We start from the raw sequence: 15,322 nt of genomic DNA, 5'->3' as shown, positions 1-15,322 counted from the left end.
CATTTGCACTGGAAGACTCCAAACCATGAGCAATGAATTCATTAACCACCGCGAGGTTTTTTTTAAAAAAAGACAATCTCAAAGAACTTATAAAACCCTGTTGTGCTTCTGTTGCCGTGCTGCTTATAAAAAGAATCCCTTTATTGTTTCGTGTCTGTTTGCTTGGTGGAAAGGCTGTGGAGTCCTGAACCGAGCCTCTCTGTAGACGCGGAATCTAAGCTGAATAAGGCCTGGAAGAATGCTCTGGTACAGGTGAATCCCTTGCCGAAAAACTTGCTATCAGATTGATCGCGCGGCTGCGCAATCCAGTACCTTTTCCCTGGAAGAAATCGATGAGATCTCGGTCTGCTCCAACATTGAGCAGGAAAGTTTCAAGGGAACCCACAGTTATTCCTTTACCGTTGGAGCCGACGAGTTGCTTGATTCCCAATCAGGGGATAGCTATTGATTTTTTACAGTGGGGTGGCGTGGGTGTGGAAAGTTCTTTAAAAATAGTTACCTATATCTCTTATCACATTTTTTTCTAACTGTGTCCGTATTATCTTTCATGAGCGCCATGTGACATTTATTCGCGGTGATCTGGAATGTGAAGGGGTAGCTATGGGTTCAGGTATGCGGAAGCATCGTGTTCTCACTTCGGCACTTGTCGTGCAGATTCTTGCGATTTTTGTGATTGGTTCATTTGTGGGGGTGGGCTTGTACACATTCATTTATGCCAAGGGCTATTCCTATTTAGGAAACGACCCAAAAGCGTGCGTGAACTGTCACGTTATGGAACCGCAATACAACGCGTGGCTAGCGGGGTCCCACTCAGCAGTAGCGACATGTAATGACTGCCACGTCCCTCACGACAATATTGTGCACAAGTATTTAGTCAAAGCTGAGCACGGAGTAAACCATGGTTTTAAATTCACCACAGGATGGTTTCCAGACAACATCCAAATCCGTGATGCGAGCCGAAAAGTAACCAACGATGCTTGTTTGACCTGCCACGGCGACTTCACTTCAGATATTCACGGCACCTATGGCGAAACCCAAATCCAATGCACACATTGCCATGCAACTGTTGGACACAAGACTAGATGAGGTCACTTATTATGAGCACGCACGCGTCTAAAACTAGACGGCGATATCTCATCCTCACCGGTGCGATTATTGTTACCGCACTGATAACGATGAGCATTACGGCGCTCCTCATCAATATTATGGAGCGTAAATCAGAGGTCACAGATCACTTTGCCAACGTGGTCAACATAGATGAGAACGTTGTGGACCCTGCGGAATGGGGAAAGAACTTTCCCCTTCAGTACGAGTCTTATCTGAAGACTTCAGAGATGGGCGCAACTACTCATGGCGGATCGGTGAAGGAGAGCCGCCAGCCGGATGACAAAGACCCGCGAACCGAAGTCGCCAAGAGTCGGATTGAAGAAGACCCACGGCTGAAAGAAATGTGGTCAGGGTACGCGTTTGCTGTGGACTATCGGGAAGCCCGTGGACATCAATACATGCTGGATGATCAGCGTAAGACCAAGCGAGTCACTGAGTTTAAACAGCCAGGTACTTGTTTAAATTGTCATGCTTCTACAGTGAAGCTGATGAATGATCTGGGCGATGGGGACGCGAACGAAGGCTTTAAAAAGATGAACAAGATGAGTTATAAGGAAGTCACTCAACTTGTTGAACATCCGGTAGCGTGCATTGATTGCCACGACCCTAAGACTATGCAGTTACGAATCACTCGACCAGCTTTTGCTAACGGAATTAGGGACCTGAAGGCGTCGCAAGGCGTGAAAGATTTTGACGTAAACCGAGACGCAACGCACGAGGAAATGCGTTCTTATGTCTGTGGACAATGCCACGTGGAGTACTACTTCAAAGGTGAAGATAAGACCCTTACTTTCCCATGGGCTAAAGGCATTGAGATCGACCAGATCTGGGATTACTACAAGGAAGACGGGCACGTCGACTTTGTAAACACAAAAACTGGCGCGGATATTGTGAAAGCACAGCATCCGGAGTTTGACGTATGGAGTAACTCGATCCATGCCCAAAATGGCGTCTCTTGTTCTGATTGTCATATGCCTTATGAACGGCATGGGGCTAAGAAAGTTTCCTCTCACCATCTCCAAAGCCCGCTGCTTAACATAAATAATTCCTGTATGACCTGCCATAATTCTTCGGATAAAGAGATGGAACAGCGGGTAGTCCAAATCCAAGACCGCTTTATTCATTCGCGTGATCAGGCATTTGATTCGCTTACAGCGCTGATTAAGGATTTGGAAAAAGCAAAGGATGATCCTGCGACTCCCGAAGATCGGCTTAAACTGGCGCGCGAATATCAGAATAAAGCTAGCTTCTATCTGGATTATGTGTATTCCGAGAACTCCAATGGTTTCCATGCGCCTGACTACATCCAGCGGATTATTAGCGACTCCTTGGATGCCTCCAGGAAAGGTCAGCTAGTTCTCCAAGGTGTTGATCTGAAAACGCTAGAGCCTTCGAGCGTAACCCAGAAGAACAAGGAAGCTGCACAATCTCGTGGACACTGATGTAAAACGCGAGGAGCTGATCCTTGATTTCTTGGAGACTGCTCCTGCGGAGGTATCTGCATGGGCTGAGGCCCGTGCAGAGGCTATCCGTGATGGAAGAGACCGTTATGTGGGTTTGGTGGAAATAAAAAGTGATCAACCAGATCCCGAGTTAGCTACCGCAGAGTTGGGTGAAAATTCTGATCTTTTCATCTCAACTCCGCTAAACCGCGTACAACGGCAAGAATCGAAAACGAAACATGTTTCTAAAACATTGTTACTGGTTTTAGTTACCGTTCTCATAGCCGCGGCAGGAGTGGGTATCTATACCTGGGGTAAGCCTGAACCCGCTAGCGATCCGCATGGTGGCATGTCCATGGGAGGGGAAGATCCTGTTGCGATCCAAGCTCGTATGCGCGAGCTTCAGGAAGTAACGGAGAAAGAACCTAAGAACATTGATGCGCATCTTGAATATGGATTGTTGCTCTTTAACTTTGGTGACTTTGAGGCAGCAGAAACCCAGTGGAACAAGGTCATTGAGCTAGACCCGAATAATGTGCAGGCTTGGTACAACATTGGTTTCTGCGCGGTAGCTAAAGAGCCGATTGATGAGGCTAAGGCACACCGAGCCTGGAGCAAAGTAATAGAGATCGACCCTGGTTCACCGTTAGCTAAGACAGCTCAAAATCACATGGGAGCTGTGAAGCCTACGACTGAAGCTCCGCCGAAGCAGAAATAAGGAGCTTCCATGACTGAAAAGAATCAATATGGCCAGGTTACGGTAGGCGCAATTTTGAGAAGAGTCTACCGAATCCTGCACTCCAAGCTGGTGGGTGTTCTTATCATTCTGGCGATGGCAGTGCTATCTCTCATTGGCACACTGGTGATGCAGGCACCTGTGTCTCGCCGAACAGACCCTGAAGGTTATGCTCGTTGGCTCCCCAACGCACAGGAAAAACTGGGTGGTTGGGCGACCATTTTTGACTACTTGGGATTTTTTAATATGTGGTCGTCCCCGCTATTCCTAGGGGTAACGGTACTGCTCGCGCTTTCTATCATTGCGTGCACGACGCACCGGCTTCCGGAGCTGATCAAAAAGACACTACATCCTCGTATTCACGTTTCCGATAGGTTTTTTAGCAATGCTCAGTACCGTGCTGCTATTCCTACTGAGCGTGCAACGGAAGAATCCTTGAAATTAGTTCGGAATGCACTATGCTCTCGACGTTTCCGCCTGGTCGTGGACGACCAAGATCCTTCGCGACTTTATGCCGATAGGTTTCGTTATGGCCCGTTTGGCACGGTTATTGCGCATGCAGCATTTGTGGTTATCCTTGCGGCCTTTGGGGTTTCAGCTTTTACCGGATTTGAAACGAATCTTGATATTGCTATAGGTGAGAAAGCCGAAGTGGGCAATGGGACAGAGCTTTCAGTAGAAGCAGTTTCTTTTGATGACGTATATGACCCTCAAGGGCGCCCCACCGATTATGTTTCGCACCTGATTGTACGAAAAGGTTCAGAAAAAGTCGCTGAACAGGATGTACGAGTCAACACTCCGATCGTTGTGGATGGGGTTAGATTTCACCAAGCCTCTTTTGGTGTTGCAGCAGCGATCACAGTAACCGATGACAAAGGTGCTGAAATCGTAAAGAAAGCTGTGCCGTTAAAGTGGACGTCTGGTGATGGAATGAACGTCGTGGGCAGGCTAGATCTGCCGGATCGAGGGTTAGAGATTATCGTCGCAACGCCTGCATCCGGACAACGAACCGCCAACGTGGGTACTGCGACCATTGAGGTTTATCAGGTGAGCAGTGACAAGAAAATAGGCGCTGCAACCGTTGACCAGGGCACTCAAGCACAGGTGGGGCCCGTAAAAGTCACCTTTGAAAGGGAACAACGTTTCACTGCTATCACGGTGCGCAATGATCCTGGAACTTTATGGATGTGGGTTGGCTCAGTGCTGCTCATCATTGGAATGGTGATGACCTTTGGTTTTAGACATCGCCGCATATGGGTGCGGGTCACCAATGACACTATTTATGTTGCGTCCGTAGAACAACAAGACACACTGTTAGACCGAGAATTTCGCCAGCTCGTCCAGGACATTAGCCAGAGCTCCAGCGTAAATAAGGAAGGCACTCATGCTTGAGATATCCCAATACGCTCTTAATGGAGCTATAGCATTTGCAATTCTGGGCTTGCTCGCAGAAATCCTATTTATTACAGGAAGACGGAACAAGCAGAGCGAAAATTCGTGGTACACGACGGCCTTTACCCTCGTGACTTTAGTGTTGACGCTGTTCTACCTGGTAGTCCGCATGATTCACACCGGGCACGGGCCTTTTGCCAACCAGCATGAGTTTTCTGTGGCCTTTAGTGCGGGCATTCTTACGGCCTTAGTCTTCTTTGCCTGGCGCTATAAATTCCACATTTTATCTGTGGTCGTTCTCCCCGTGGTCACAGTCATGTTAATTTACGCGACCCAATTGGATACCGAACTCAAGCCATTGGTTCCTGCACTGCAGAACAGCGTACTGCTGACGTTCCACGTGGGATTTGCTGTGGTCGCTTATGGTGCAGCGTGCGTGTCTTTTGGCGCTGCCGTGCTGTATTTACTATCCCCGTACATTCGGAGCAAATATTTCCCCAGCGCAGAGCTATGCGACGAAGTGGGCTACCGTGCTGCAGCTCTTACCTTTCCACTGCTCACCATCATGATTATTCTAGGATCGGTGTGGGCAAATGTTGCATGGGGACGCTATTGGGGTTGGGATCCTAAAGAAACAGCCGCATTTGTTACGTGGCTCTTCTACGGAGCTTTCCTGCATGCTCGAGTAGTGCGTAATTGGCGAGGAACTAAGTCTGCCTGGCTACTCATAATCGGCTTCATCGCTGTACTGTTCGCATACTTTGGCAATCACTTTTTTGGCGGCCTCCACTCATACGCTTAGGAGACATACACGGTGATTAACAAACGCGTGATTATTCTGCTTGCAGTCATTGTCGTAGTTTTAGGGGCTGTCTATGTGGTGCAGAAGCCGCAAGAAAATACGGTAACAGTAGACAAAACCGATGGAAAAACAATCCGGTTGGGAGAAGAAGCCCCTAATTTTAAAGCACTAGATATTAAGGGGCATCCATTTGATCTTTCCTCACTTAAAGGAAAACCCGTATGGCTAGTTTTTAACGCCACATGGTGCTCAAACTGTCGTGCAGAGATTCCGGAAATTCAAGAACTGGCAAAAGAAGACACCATTGCGGTGGTTTCTATTTACCTCAACGAGGATTCCGCGCATGTGCGCCAGTATGCAGAAAAACTTGGTCTTACGTACATCCAAATACCGGACGCACGTGGGACAATTTCTGCATCATATGGGGTTTCCGCAGTTCCCTCACATGTTGTAATTGATGATCAATTCAAAGTTAAGTGGATCAAGGCGGGGACGATTAGTCGTCAAGACATAAAGAAAGCGCTGGAGAACTAAAAAAGCACCCTGACAGGGTGCTTTTTTAGTGGACGCTTAAAGATTAAGCAGCCTTGGGGGCTTCAGGAGCAGCAGGAGCGGAAGAACCTGTGGTTAGCCACTCATGGAAAAGGTGGAAGATGGATTTGAAGCCCTTGCCCTCTTCTACACCTTTGTCGCCGGCCATGGAGGAGCCCATGCCGCGGGCAATGAAGTCGTTGATGGTTGCGACGTTCTTGAAAATGATCTCGAAGAACTTGTAGAAGCCCTTGTCCTGGGTGGCAACGTCTGCGGCGGCGAGAAGGGTCTCGTGCATGATTAATTACTTCCTTATTGAGAGACTAGTTTTTTGCTGGAGGGGTTTGGCTTTTATCGGAGGAGAGGTTAATTCCGCTAGATCCCAAGCCCTCGGTGGAGGCGGAGTCGAGGTTGAGAATTGCCCCGAAGAACTTCTTAGCAGACTCAAAACCCTCACCAAAGGAAGGCGTGATGAGTTTTAAGAAGCTGCCAATGAGGCTGTTTCCCATGCGGCCATGGAAGTAATCAACAACAGTCTGGCTGACCCCAACGTTGGTCAAAAAGCTTTCAACAGAACCCATTAGTTTGCCTCCTTGGCTGGGGTGCTGGCAGATGATCCGGATGAGGACCAATCCGGGGTAGAAGATCCGAGTCCCTCAGCGGAAGCTCCATCGAGGTTGAGTAGTGCTTGGAAGAACTTCGGGATATGGGTGCCGATAGCGAGATCGCGACCTGTGCCGATGACTCCGCCGGTCTTGCCGGTGAAGATATCAACCAAGGAGTGCTTGGTAGGTGTGACCAGCCAATCAAACCAGCCGCTACCTGGCTGTGTAATGTTTTGCTCAAACCAGCCAGCTTGCTGCAATAAATATTCGATAGAACCCAAGAGGGGGACCTTCCTGCTCTTTCTGTGCAAATTCCTACAGATGTTCCAGAGATGCGTGAACACCCTATCTCACTAATATGATTTTGGGTCGAAAATGATACATATTTGGTCATTTTTATTCTCAAAAACCCATTTTCTTAGCATTAAGAACGTTTTTCTGAAGTTGAGTCAGGCATAACACGGGAAAAACTTATTCTCAGACTAGAATTTTTAAAGAAATTACTATTCGGAGGAATGGCTGAAATGTTGTGCGATTTAGGGGGCGGGTTTCGGTGAAAATTAGAGACCTGCGTCAGTCTGTTGCGATCATCGTGTTGCTTGCTGTGGCGTGGACAGTGCCTGTTGCTGTGGGGAAAATTGCATCGCCGCAAACGACGAGGCAAGTTCAGGGAGGGAAAATTACGTTAGAGGCGGGAGAATCCCAGGTGGAGGTTGCAGCCCCGGCTGGTTTTAGTGAGGTTATTTCTCCACAAAAAGCTAGAGCGTCCTTGGTTAAAGGGGATGCGCGTATTTCTTTTCACCTGGCTACTGGTGCGGAGAATCAGGAAAAATCGCTTGAACGCGCCTTGTTGGTTTTAAACCGGAAGCAAGGACCTGCAAAGTGGCGGGGTGATGAAGTTCGAGTTCCGCAAGCAATTGAAGAGTCTGGAAGCAAGCACGACTTGGTGGGGCGAAGTTGTGAGATTGAGCAAGCCGCTCCGAAGAGGTGCGTCATTGTCGGCGCGGGAAAGCTTGTTCTTACGGTTGTTTCCTCGGGTAATGAAATTGATCCTGCCGATGTAGTGCAGTCCGTACGTGGAGGCATGGCTAAGGACGGAGCATTTGATGTAGATAATGGGGCGCAGCAGAAGTGAATGACCGTGAAGTGTTAGAGATGAAGAGCCGTAGGCGGACGTCTGCTTTGTGGTGGCTTTTGGTCGTCGCAAGCCCCCTGTCCTTGGCGTATCTTTTGAAAACATTAGGGCGGGAACTAAGGGCTATGCCGCTGCCCTCCTTATATATCTTTCTTATCTGCATAGCCGGGGGCATCCTTGTTGTTGGCGTGCTTGTCCTTGTTGACAGATCACGTCTGCGAAAAGAGAAGTACAACAGGATTATGTGGGGCAGTGCCTTTGTCTTCGGCGGGTTGATAGGGCCTGTGGTCGCGGTGAAGACAAATGGTGAGATCGATAGATTTTTCCCGCTGATTTTTGGCCGGGAGTTTTATAGAGAATGGGGCGTGGCGGTGTTTGGTCCACTATCGGAGGAGTGGATCAAGCTGGTTATTGTTCTGGCGATCATTCTGCTTTATCGAAAATGGATTGTGCGGCCGACGCATGGCTTCTTTGTTGGTGCTTTTGTTGGCCTAGGGTTCCAATTGACTGAAGATTTTTGGTTTGCCATAGGCGCTGCTTTTGAGGATATAAATAGCGACCTATCGGGAGGGGTTACGTTAGCCACCTTCCGCGTATTGCTTGGCGTGGTATCGCATTGGACGTACACCGGGGTGGCGGCCATTGGGCTTTGTTATTTACTGGGAATTGGCTTTTCTCAAGGGGAAACCGGGAGGGGTCGATTTTTTCGCGCGGCGGTTTTTCTTGTGTTGTCGTTAGGTCTGCATGGCTTATGGAATTCCCCTCTTACCTTTGGTCTGGATGCGACCGTCGCTGTGCTGGTGAAACTGGCGATTTCCATAAGTATCTTCATTGTGGTGGCTAGATGGCTCTGCCGGAATGAGAAGGCTGCGGTATCTGCGGCCTGAGGAAGTGATGTAAAAATGTGGTGTTTATAACAAACTATTGCCTGAATTCGGTACACCACACATTTAGTTTTATCATTTGTACGTCATAGTTTTCCCTCAACTAGGAAAGGCTCTCTCGTGGAGTTTGTTTTCTACAGCTTGTGTGCAGCAGCACTCATTCTGGTCTTCCTCAAACCAGAAAAAGAAAAGCTGGCGTTTGGATTGTTGGTCGGATCATTTGCATTCTCTGTGCTGATGTTCTTCATGGCTTCCGCCACTTCGATTGTTCCGGCGGTGAACCTCTAAATGTTTAACGCAAAAGTTTTCCGTTTTATCCTGGCCGCAGCGGTTTTTGTCATCATGGCGTTCCCCGTGGGCGTGGCCAACATCTACCTCGGTTTTATCAACGGTGAATCTCCGTGCATTCTCTGTGGTAACGAGCGTTTTGGCATGGTTTTGATCGGCGCTTTGGGCGTCTTTATCCTGCGCTATGGCGCTCGCATGCGCTATATAGTTATGCTCCTTTTGGTCGCTTTTTACTACCTGTACACAACGGTGCGCCACTGGGGTGGACGCGCGAATGCTGACCTAGGACAGGGCTTTGGCGACGCCGTGCTCGGTGTACACACATACACCTGGGGCATCCTGGTGTACTGGGTTGTTATTGGCGTCCTCGCCGTTGGTTTGATCTTCATCGGCAAGGACAAAATGCTCCAGCAGGAGTTCATTTCTTCCGAGCTAGAAGTGAAGAAATTCTCACCTGCTACCAAGTTTGTTGCGATCGTTGCCATCGTTATCACCTGTGCTAACTGCGTCCAGTTCCTTATCGGTAACGGCATCCCTCCTTACGCAGGTGCCGGCGACCCAGCTCGCTTCACCTTCAACATTGCTCAGACCGCAAAGTACTGGGACAAAGAACACCAGTACGAGTCCCTCAGCGACATCCGTCTGCACAAGTTCAACGCCCCCGACCCCTACAAGGGCGTGGAGTTTGACACCACTCCGGTAGCTGGCAAGAAGACTCTTGAGCTTGCTGGTACTCATGAGATCGGTTTTGACGTCACGGGCTTCCGTGGAAAAGGCCGCGCTGCAGGCATCGCCTACGATTCTGAGAACCAGAAGTTCGGCCTGGTTTCTACTAAGGGCGGTTTCTACTACACCGACAAGAACTTCAAGGAGCACTCCTCCTTCGCGCGTGTCGACGTCCCCAACGGCTCCGATATCCACAACACCGTGGATGCGGCTTTCTTCAAGCCTGGCGGCCTGGTAGCTATTGCTCAGAACAAGACCGTCTATGGTGCTGTGATCCAGGACGAGGTCGATGAGAAGATTGCGTGGAAGGATTTCACCGAAACCTCCGGCAACATCATGCCGATCTTTGATTCCAAGGGACGCCCTGAGCTGCGTACTATTCGTGCCCGCATGGCTTACACGCTGACCGTGGCGTCGGAAAGCAAGGCCGATACCTTTGTTACCCTCAGCGTTCCTCACAAGCGCTCCAAGCAGGTTGTTATTTCCGAGTTCTCCAAGGAAGACAACAAGCTGGTTCGCGAGGGCGTGCTCGATGCCGAGGGCGTTTACCCAGTCGGCGCAGACCTGCACGATGGCACCCTGTATGTCCTTTCCAAGGAACACAACAGCTTGCTGACCATCGACATGAAAGACTTCAGCGTCAAGGAGACTCGCAACCTCCCAGAGCTTAACGACGTCCGCGACGTCGCCGTTGCAGGAAAGAGCGCCTTTGTGCTCGCCCACGACGGTGACCGTGACGTAGTGCACGAGCTCAAGCTTTCCTAAAGACCCATGAAAAAAGCGCCCCGAGGGGCGCTTTTTCTTATGCCTGCTTGGTTACCGGTGGCTCAGCTGACCAAGGGAAGACGATCCACTCGTCGGTGTGCTTCCATACATATGTAGGGGAGACGACCGAGCGGCTCTTAGCGTAGATCACTGCGGAGCGAACCTCTGCGCCATGCGACTCAAGGAGCTTGAGCACGAGCTGGAGAGTGCGTCCAGAATCGGCGACATCATCCACCACGAGGACCCTGCGGCCTTTGATCGAGTTGGTGTCCAGGAGAGGCTCAAGCAACACGGGATCCGGCAAGGTCTCGTTGACGTCGGTGTAAAACTCGACGTTGATGGCGTCGGAAAGCTTTACTCCCATGGAGTAAGACAGTGCACCGGCGGGGACGAGCCCACCGCGAGCGACGGCCACAATGATTTCTGGGTCGTAGCCGTCATCGACGATCTGCTGGGCGAGTTCGCGATTCGCGTTGCCGAACCCATCCCAAGTCAGGACTTCTTTATTCTCAAGATCTGCTGAGTCTGCGTGGTATGCCATAAGCGAACTTTAGCGCGTTAGGCGCTCTTCGTGGTAGCCGCCTTGTAGCATAAATGACATGTTTATCCCCGAGTACATTGTTTCACCTGACCCAACCCGAGTTCTGGTTCTTGGCGACACCGACCTGGGGAAGAGACTCGCCTTGGCTTTTGCCGACCTTGGAGCCGAGGTCACGGTGCTAGCCGATGCGACACTCGAGGATATAGAACACCATCAGCCGGACTATGTGGTCCCTGTGACCAAAAACATTCCTGCCGGTATCGGAGACCGCCTCGTGCCTTCGCCCTGCGCTTATGACCGCGAGGGAATCCGCCGGATCGCCACCGAGCAGCTTGGTTTGCCCATGAGTAAATTTCGGTTTGCATCCTCTGCGCATGAGCTTCTCGACGCCGCCAATGAACTCGGATACCCCTGTGTAGCTAAATCGGCTAACTCGATTCACCTTCTGGCCTCCGCTGAGGATTGCGCGGCAGCGTGGGACGGTAGCCGCATGGTGGTGGAGCGGTACATCGAATTCGACTATGAAATCACCCTGATGGCTGTGCGCTCAGTCGATCCGGAGACGGAGAAACTAGCCACGTGGTTCTGCGAGCCAATCGTTCACATACGCCAAGACGGGATTCTTATCGGCGCAGCGCAGCCAGTCGAGTTGAACTCTATCGCCTTGGATAACGCTCGCAGCGTGGCAGCGCGCATCACTAATGCCGTAGGAGGTCGCGGGATTTTCGGAGTGAAGCTCTTTGTGATCGGCGAGGACGTCTATTTCTCCGAACTCTCGCCCTACCCATTCCGGAGCGGTGCCGTCACGTGCGCAACACAACGTTTTGACCAATTCACACTCCATGCGCGCGCCGTGCTGGGTCTGCCCATCGACGCAACCCTGGTCACCCCAGGAGCAATCGCCTTTTCTAATGACATCCGGCCGATTACGCGAGCATCCGTTGTCCAAGCTCTGAACATGCCGGAAATCCATGTGGCAGTTACACAGCGGGGGGCCGTGGCGCTATCTACGGCAGATACCACGGTCGAAGCAGTTGACCGAGCAATGCTGGCCATCTCTAGAATGGCGGGGCATCAACCACATACTCCCGAGTCCTTTGACGACGCTTCTTAATCCGTTTGGCCGCCCGCTGGATAAAAGACTGCCCAAACATGCGCTGCCCGCTGATAATTCCTTCGGGCACTGTGGTGACGCGGAGATCATTATCTAGCAGCCAGGTCACCTCGCCGCCTTCTCCGGCAATGCAATCCACGGCTTTAGCAGTTTTGAGATTGTGGTGCTTGCGGCATAGACATTGGGCATTGTCTGCCTTGGTTGCACCGTTGAGGCCATACTCCTGAATATGGTCAATATCGCAGTGCCAGGCGGCAACATTGCAGCCAGGGAACCGGCAGGTTCCATCGCGAGCTTGGATCCAGCGGCGTAGGTCGCCAGTAAATTTGTATTGGGCGAGTGTGGTGTCTTTATAGGGGTCAATGTCTCGCCATGTTGCAACAGCCGCGATTGCCTCGCTGGTGGATGCGTCGAAAGACGAGCCGTCGATGGTCTCGATTACGTCGCTTCCTTTTACTGAATAAAGATGCACTGTCGGCGCTTGTCCTGCAGCTAGGAAGAAAAGAGCTTCCACATCGGTGCATTCATGTTCCCTCGCAAGCTGAGCTAGGCGTTCTTTCAATACATGAGCTGTGCCATTGTCCACCACAGCCTCGATCACCGTTTTTCCTCGGGAGGTTTCAAAGAAGCTAACGCAGGGTTCGAGTTTCTGCTCGGGCTCTTCGATGACCTCATGAAGAGACTCCAAGAGCTTGTGTAGGAAACGCCGGATAGCCTGGGCGCCTGGCACCTTCTGATTCGGGCGTTTGGGATGTAGGTGGCGGGCTAGGGCCTGATCGATGACGTCAAAGAGGTCGGGCTCGACTCCATATAAAGATTGGGCAATAGCGATGAGCCGCGAGAAATCTAGATGCCACAGGCTGAGCTCGAGCTGGTGCAATAGTGGTAAGGCCTTGAGGGTCTGCATGGCATCAATGCGGAGTTCCACATAGCGTGCTCCCTTGTTGATTCTTTCCCCGATGGAAACGCAGTATTCCTCTATATCGGTGTCTTTACTCGGGATGAGCTGTGCCCACCTGTGGTATTCAAATTGCAGTGCAAGCCTCTCGCTTACACAGAGAGGGTCTCCCATGTCGCATCCGCGATACGTTCCCCAAGCTTTCATGATTCCCCCCTATAAGGTCCCCGCAGTCCTGATAGTAAAACCAATCCTAGCACAAACGTTCTAATCCGTAAAGGGCGTAAAAAGAAAACCCGCAGCTTATTGGCTACGGGTTTCTGTTCTGTCTAGAATAAGTGGGCGAGTTTTTCTGCACTGAGGGTCATGGGAAGATGGGGTATTCCGTCTTCCTTGAACGGTGAGCCTGAACGGACAAATCTGTAGGCTGCGTAGTAGCCCTCCAAGGCTGATTGTGCATGGATAAAGGTATCTCGTCCGGGGTACTGCTCATGGATGAGGCGTAGCGTTTGGAACAGCAGTTCGCGTCCTAGTCCGGTCCCACGCTGTTCTTTTGCCACCACAAACCTGCCCAAGCGAACGACGGGGTCCTCGGGGAAAATTCGAGCCACGCCCAGGATCTCTCGCTGCGGCGACCAGGCTTGGACGTGCAACGTGGTGTCTTGGGCGTCGATCTCGTCGATCTCTTTGTAGGGTGCCCGCTGCTCATGGACAAAGACGTCCACTCGGAGCTTGTAGATCTTGTGAACCTCAAGCGGTGAAAGATCTTTCAGAGCGGACACCGCAAAGATCGTGTTCATCTCATTCGGGCGCTGCATGAGAGACCATCTCATCCCATTCCACGATCTTCTTGCGTTCACGGCCCTCAGCCTCGCCGAGTGCGCGCTCTGCTGCGTCGAGAATATGCCAGCCGTCCCACGTGGTTACGGCGATTCCTCGGGTCTTGAGGAAGTCGACGATGGCGGCGTCGTTACGCTCTACGGCTGCGGTGAGTTTTCCATCCTGCCAGTCTGCGACCAGCATTTCTGTGGTCTCTTTGGCGTCGGACTTGGTGTTGCCGATGAGTCCCACGGGGCCGCGCTTGATCCAGCCGGTGGTGTAGAGGCCTGGGACGATGGCGCCCTCGTGGAGGACGTGTCCGCCGTCATTGGGGATGACGTGGTTGGTGGGATCGAAAGGAACGTCATTGATGGCCTCTGAGCGGTAGCCCACGGCGCGGTAGACGGCCTGAATTGGCCAATCGGTGAACTTTCCGGTGTTGCGGACCCCGCCCTGGCCGTCATATTCGGTGCGCTCGGTGCGCAATCCCACTACTTGTCCGTCCTCGCCGAGGATCTCGACGGGGGACTCAAAGAGGTGGATGAAGAGCTTGTGAGGTGCTCCCTTGGGGTCGCGCATCGCGTAGTTTTCCAGGGTCTGGCAGACCAGGTCTTGGGACTTGGAAGCGTGGCGAGCCTCGATGGAAGCCTCGTCGTAGTCGATGTCCTCGGGATTGACCACAACCTCGATGGTTGGGGAGTGATCGAGCTCTTTCAGCTCCATCGGGGAGAACTTGACCTGAGCGGGGCCCCGGCGGCCAAAGACGTGGACTTCCTCGGCCTGGTTATTCTTTAGGGCTTCGTAGACATTATCGGGAATCTCGGTGACCAGGAGCTCGTCGCCGGTCTTGGCCAGGATGCGTGAGACATCGAGGCCCACGTTGCCCACGCCGATAACTGCGACCTGCTTGGCAGAGAGATCCCAGCTGCGCTCAAAGTCGGGGTTGCCATCGTAGAAGCCAACGAACTCGCCTGCACCATAGGAACCTTTGAGGTCAGAGCCGGGAATCTCAAGGTAGCGGTCGGCTACGGCGCCGGTGGAGAAAATGATGGCGTCATAATACTGGCGTAGCTCATCGATGGTGATGTCTTTGCCTACGTCAATGTTGCCCAGTAGACGAATCTCAGGTTTATCTAGGACATTGTGAAGGGATTTGATGATGCCCTTGATGCGCGGATGGTCCGGTGCTACTCCGTAACGGATCAATCCGAAAGGTGCGGGCATACGCTCAAAGAGATCGATCTTTACGTCTACCTCTGATTTTACTAGTAGGTCTGAAGCGTAAATCCCAGCTGGGCCCGCGCCTATTATGGCTACACGCATTGGTTCAGTCATTAATGTCACAATTCCTATACTGAGCGAGAGTTTTGAATGTTAAAAATTTTAAAACAAGCCGGTTAGGGGGCCTATTTAGGGGTGATTGTTCTAGTTTACGCTGCGGGCTGGCAGTGTAAGCAACCTTCAGGTTTGTATAAAACGAGAGCAGTTTCACGGTAAACTCGCTTGCGAATCATACCGAGTATGCGTTGAGCCCTTC

Annotated in this window: 18 protein-coding genes; 11 read left to right on the top strand and 7 right to left on the bottom strand. The window is 51.4% G+C overall.

The genetic code is table 11. The features are described 5' to 3' along the window. The first annotated feature begins 600 nt into the window (after positions 1–600). The 6 genes from nrfH to CULFRC11_RS09555 are packed head-to-tail and all read left to right on the top strand — an operon-like array spanning position 601 to position 6,013. Complete coding sequence (nrfH, locus tag CULFRC11_RS09580; RefSeq protein WP_014836829.1) at positions 601–1,086, top strand: cytochrome c nitrite reductase small subunit; 486 nt, start codon at positions 601–603, stop codon at positions 1,084–1,086. Positions 1,087–1,097: 11 nt separating this feature from the next. Continuing rightward, positions 1,098–2,549: an ammonia-forming cytochrome c nitrite reductase subunit c552 gene (locus CULFRC11_RS09575; RefSeq protein WP_014526290.1), complete on the top strand. Its 1,452-nt coding sequence runs from the start codon at positions 1,098–1,100 to the stop codon at positions 2,547–2,549. Next, the gene (locus CULFRC11_RS09570; protein WP_013912423.1) at positions 2,539–3,267 is read left to right on the top strand and encodes a tetratricopeptide repeat protein; all 729 of its coding nucleotides are present in this window, start codon (positions 2,539–2,541) and stop codon (positions 3,265–3,267) included. The genes CULFRC11_RS09575 and CULFRC11_RS09570 overlap by 11 nt, the downstream gene beginning before the upstream one ends. Positions 3,268–3,276: 9 nt before the next feature. After that, positions 3,277–4,677, top strand: coding sequence for a cytochrome c biogenesis ResB family protein (locus CULFRC11_RS09565; RefSeq protein ID WP_023636372.1), 1,401 nt, complete (start codon positions 3,277–3,279; stop codon positions 4,675–4,677). Continuing rightward, a complete protein-coding gene (ccsB, locus tag CULFRC11_RS09560) occupies positions 4,670–5,479 on the top strand; it encodes a c-type cytochrome biogenesis protein CcsB (protein WP_013912421.1) in 810 nt (269 codons plus the stop codon). Before CULFRC11_RS09565 ends, ccsB begins: the two co-directional genes overlap by 8 nt. Before the next feature lie 12 nt (positions 5,480–5,491). Next, positions 5,492–6,013: a TlpA family protein disulfide reductase gene (locus CULFRC11_RS09555; protein ID WP_023636371.1), complete on the top strand. Its 522-nt coding sequence runs from the start codon at positions 5,492–5,494 to the stop codon at positions 6,011–6,013. A gap of 43 nt (positions 6,014–6,056) precedes the next feature. Here CULFRC11_RS09555 and CULFRC11_RS09550 read toward each other — a convergent pair whose 3' ends face one another. From CULFRC11_RS09550 to CULFRC11_RS09540, 3 genes are read right to left on the bottom strand one after another with little or no spacing between them, the layout of a single operon-like run. Further along, positions 6,057–6,308, bottom strand: coding sequence for a hypothetical protein (locus CULFRC11_RS09550; RefSeq protein ID WP_023636370.1), 252 nt, complete (start codon positions 6,306–6,308; stop codon positions 6,057–6,059). Positions 6,309–6,333: 25 nt separating this feature from the next. Continuing rightward, the gene (locus CULFRC11_RS09545; RefSeq protein WP_014526285.1) at positions 6,334–6,591 is read right to left on the bottom strand and encodes a hypothetical protein; all 258 of its coding nucleotides are present in this window, start codon (positions 6,589–6,591) and stop codon (positions 6,334–6,336) included. After that, positions 6,591–6,896: a hypothetical protein gene (locus tag CULFRC11_RS09540; RefSeq protein WP_031270635.1), complete on the bottom strand. Its 306-nt coding sequence runs from the start codon at positions 6,894–6,896 to the stop codon at positions 6,591–6,593. The genes CULFRC11_RS09545 and CULFRC11_RS09540 overlap by 1 nt, the downstream gene beginning before the upstream one ends. Before the next feature lie 272 nt (positions 6,897–7,168). Here CULFRC11_RS09540 and CULFRC11_RS09535 point away from each other — a divergent pair, with 272 nt between their 5' ends. From CULFRC11_RS09535 to CULFRC11_RS09525, 4 genes are all read left to right on the top strand, one after another. Then, positions 7,169–7,750, top strand: coding sequence for a hypothetical protein (locus CULFRC11_RS09535; protein WP_023636368.1), 582 nt, complete (start codon positions 7,169–7,171; stop codon positions 7,748–7,750). Next, the gene (locus CULFRC11_RS09530) at positions 7,747–8,637 is read left to right on the top strand and encodes a PrsW family intramembrane metalloprotease (RefSeq protein WP_023636367.1); all 891 of its coding nucleotides are present in this window, start codon (positions 7,747–7,749) and stop codon (positions 8,635–8,637) included. Before CULFRC11_RS09535 ends, CULFRC11_RS09530 begins: the two co-directional genes overlap by 4 nt. A 117-nt stretch (positions 8,638–8,754) precedes the next feature. After that, positions 8,755–8,922 carry a hypothetical protein gene (locus tag CULFRC11_RS11325; protein ID WP_013912414.1) on the top strand — a complete coding sequence of 56 codons (168 nt, stop codon included), beginning with the start codon at positions 8,755–8,757 and terminating at the stop codon, positions 8,920–8,922. Further along, entirely contained in the window at positions 8,923–10,413 is a 1,491-nt protein-coding gene (locus tag CULFRC11_RS09525; RefSeq protein WP_023636366.1) for a disulfide bond formation protein B, read from the top strand. It begins immediately after the preceding gene. Between the two features lie 37 nt (positions 10,414–10,450). Here CULFRC11_RS09525 and CULFRC11_RS09520 read toward each other — a convergent pair whose 3' ends face one another. Further along, positions 10,451–10,954 carry a phosphoribosyltransferase gene (locus CULFRC11_RS09520; protein WP_013912412.1) on the bottom strand — a complete coding sequence of 168 codons (504 nt, stop codon included), beginning with the start codon at positions 10,952–10,954 and terminating at the stop codon, positions 10,451–10,453. A 58-nt stretch (positions 10,955–11,012) separates the two neighbouring features. On the opposite strand from CULFRC11_RS09520, the gene CULFRC11_RS09515 reads away from it, so the two are divergent. Then, complete coding sequence (locus CULFRC11_RS09515) at positions 11,013–12,068, top strand: ATP-grasp domain-containing protein (protein ID WP_023636365.1); 1,056 nt, start codon at positions 11,013–11,015, stop codon at positions 12,066–12,068. On the opposite strand, the gene CULFRC11_RS09510 is transcribed toward CULFRC11_RS09515, so the two are convergent. The 3 genes from CULFRC11_RS09510 to CULFRC11_RS09500 all read right to left on the bottom strand — a co-directional run bounded on the left by CULFRC11_RS09510 (position 12,013) and on the right by CULFRC11_RS09500 (position 15,120). Further along, on the bottom strand, positions 12,013–13,173 hold the full coding sequence (locus CULFRC11_RS09510; RefSeq protein ID WP_023636364.1) for an HNH endonuclease signature motif containing protein: 1,161 nt from the start codon (positions 13,171–13,173) through the stop codon (positions 12,013–12,015). The genes CULFRC11_RS09515 and CULFRC11_RS09510 overlap by 56 nt on opposite strands. A 122-nt stretch (positions 13,174–13,295) precedes the next feature. Further along, positions 13,296–13,766, bottom strand: coding sequence for a GNAT family N-acetyltransferase (locus tag CULFRC11_RS09505; protein ID WP_031270628.1), 471 nt, complete (start codon positions 13,764–13,766; stop codon positions 13,296–13,298). Position 13,767: 1 nt separating this feature from the next. Next, positions 13,768–15,120: an FAD-dependent oxidoreductase gene (locus CULFRC11_RS09500; RefSeq protein ID WP_023636362.1), complete on the bottom strand. Its 1,353-nt coding sequence runs from the start codon at positions 15,118–15,120 to the stop codon at positions 13,768–13,770. Positions 15,121–15,322 lie beyond the last annotated feature (202 nt).

This window comes from Corynebacterium ulcerans (assembly GCF_000767685.1).
Lineage (GTDB): Bacteria > Actinomycetota > Actinomycetes > Mycobacteriales > Mycobacteriaceae > Corynebacterium > Corynebacterium ulcerans.
Note: the sequence above shows the minus strand (reverse complement) of the source record. Positions and strands in the feature narration are given on the sequence as shown.

Coding starts and splice junctions, on each gene's coding strand:
- ccsB (WP_013912421.1), top strand. CDS start 4,670: ATGCTTGAGATATCCCAATACGCTCTTAATGGAGCTATAGCATTTGCA.
- CULFRC11_RS09575 (WP_014526290.1), top strand. CDS start 1,098: ATGAGCACGCACGCGTCTAAAACTAGACGGCGATATCTCATCCTCACC.
- nrfH (WP_014836829.1), top strand. CDS start 601: ATGGGTTCAGGTATGCGGAAGCATCGTGTTCTCACTTCGGCACTTGTC.
- CULFRC11_RS09515 (WP_023636365.1), top strand. CDS start 11,013: ATGTTTATCCCCGAGTACATTGTTTCACCTGACCCAACCCGAGTTCTG.
- CULFRC11_RS09500 (WP_023636362.1), bottom strand. CDS start 15,120: ATGACTGAACCAATGCGTGTAGCCATAATAGGCGCGGGCCCAGCTGGG.
- CULFRC11_RS09525 (WP_023636366.1), top strand. CDS start 8,923: ATGTTTAACGCAAAAGTTTTCCGTTTTATCCTGGCCGCAGCGGTTTTT.
- CULFRC11_RS09545 (WP_014526285.1), bottom strand. CDS start 6,591: ATGGGTTCTGTTGAAAGCTTTTTGACCAACGTTGGGGTCAGCCAGACT.
- CULFRC11_RS09550 (WP_023636370.1), bottom strand. CDS start 6,308: ATGCACGAGACCCTTCTCGCCGCCGCAGACGTTGCCACCCAGGACAAG.
- CULFRC11_RS09505 (WP_031270628.1), bottom strand. CDS start 13,766: ATGAACACGATCTTTGCGGTGTCCGCTCTGAAAGATCTTTCACCGCTT.
- CULFRC11_RS09510 (WP_023636364.1), bottom strand. CDS start 13,173: ATGAAAGCTTGGGGAACGTATCGCGGATGCGACATGGGAGACCCTCTC.
- CULFRC11_RS09520 (WP_013912412.1), bottom strand. CDS start 10,954: ATGGCATACCACGCAGACTCAGCAGATCTTGAGAATAAAGAAGTCCTG.
- CULFRC11_RS09565 (WP_023636372.1), top strand. CDS start 3,277: ATGACTGAAAAGAATCAATATGGCCAGGTTACGGTAGGCGCAATTTTG.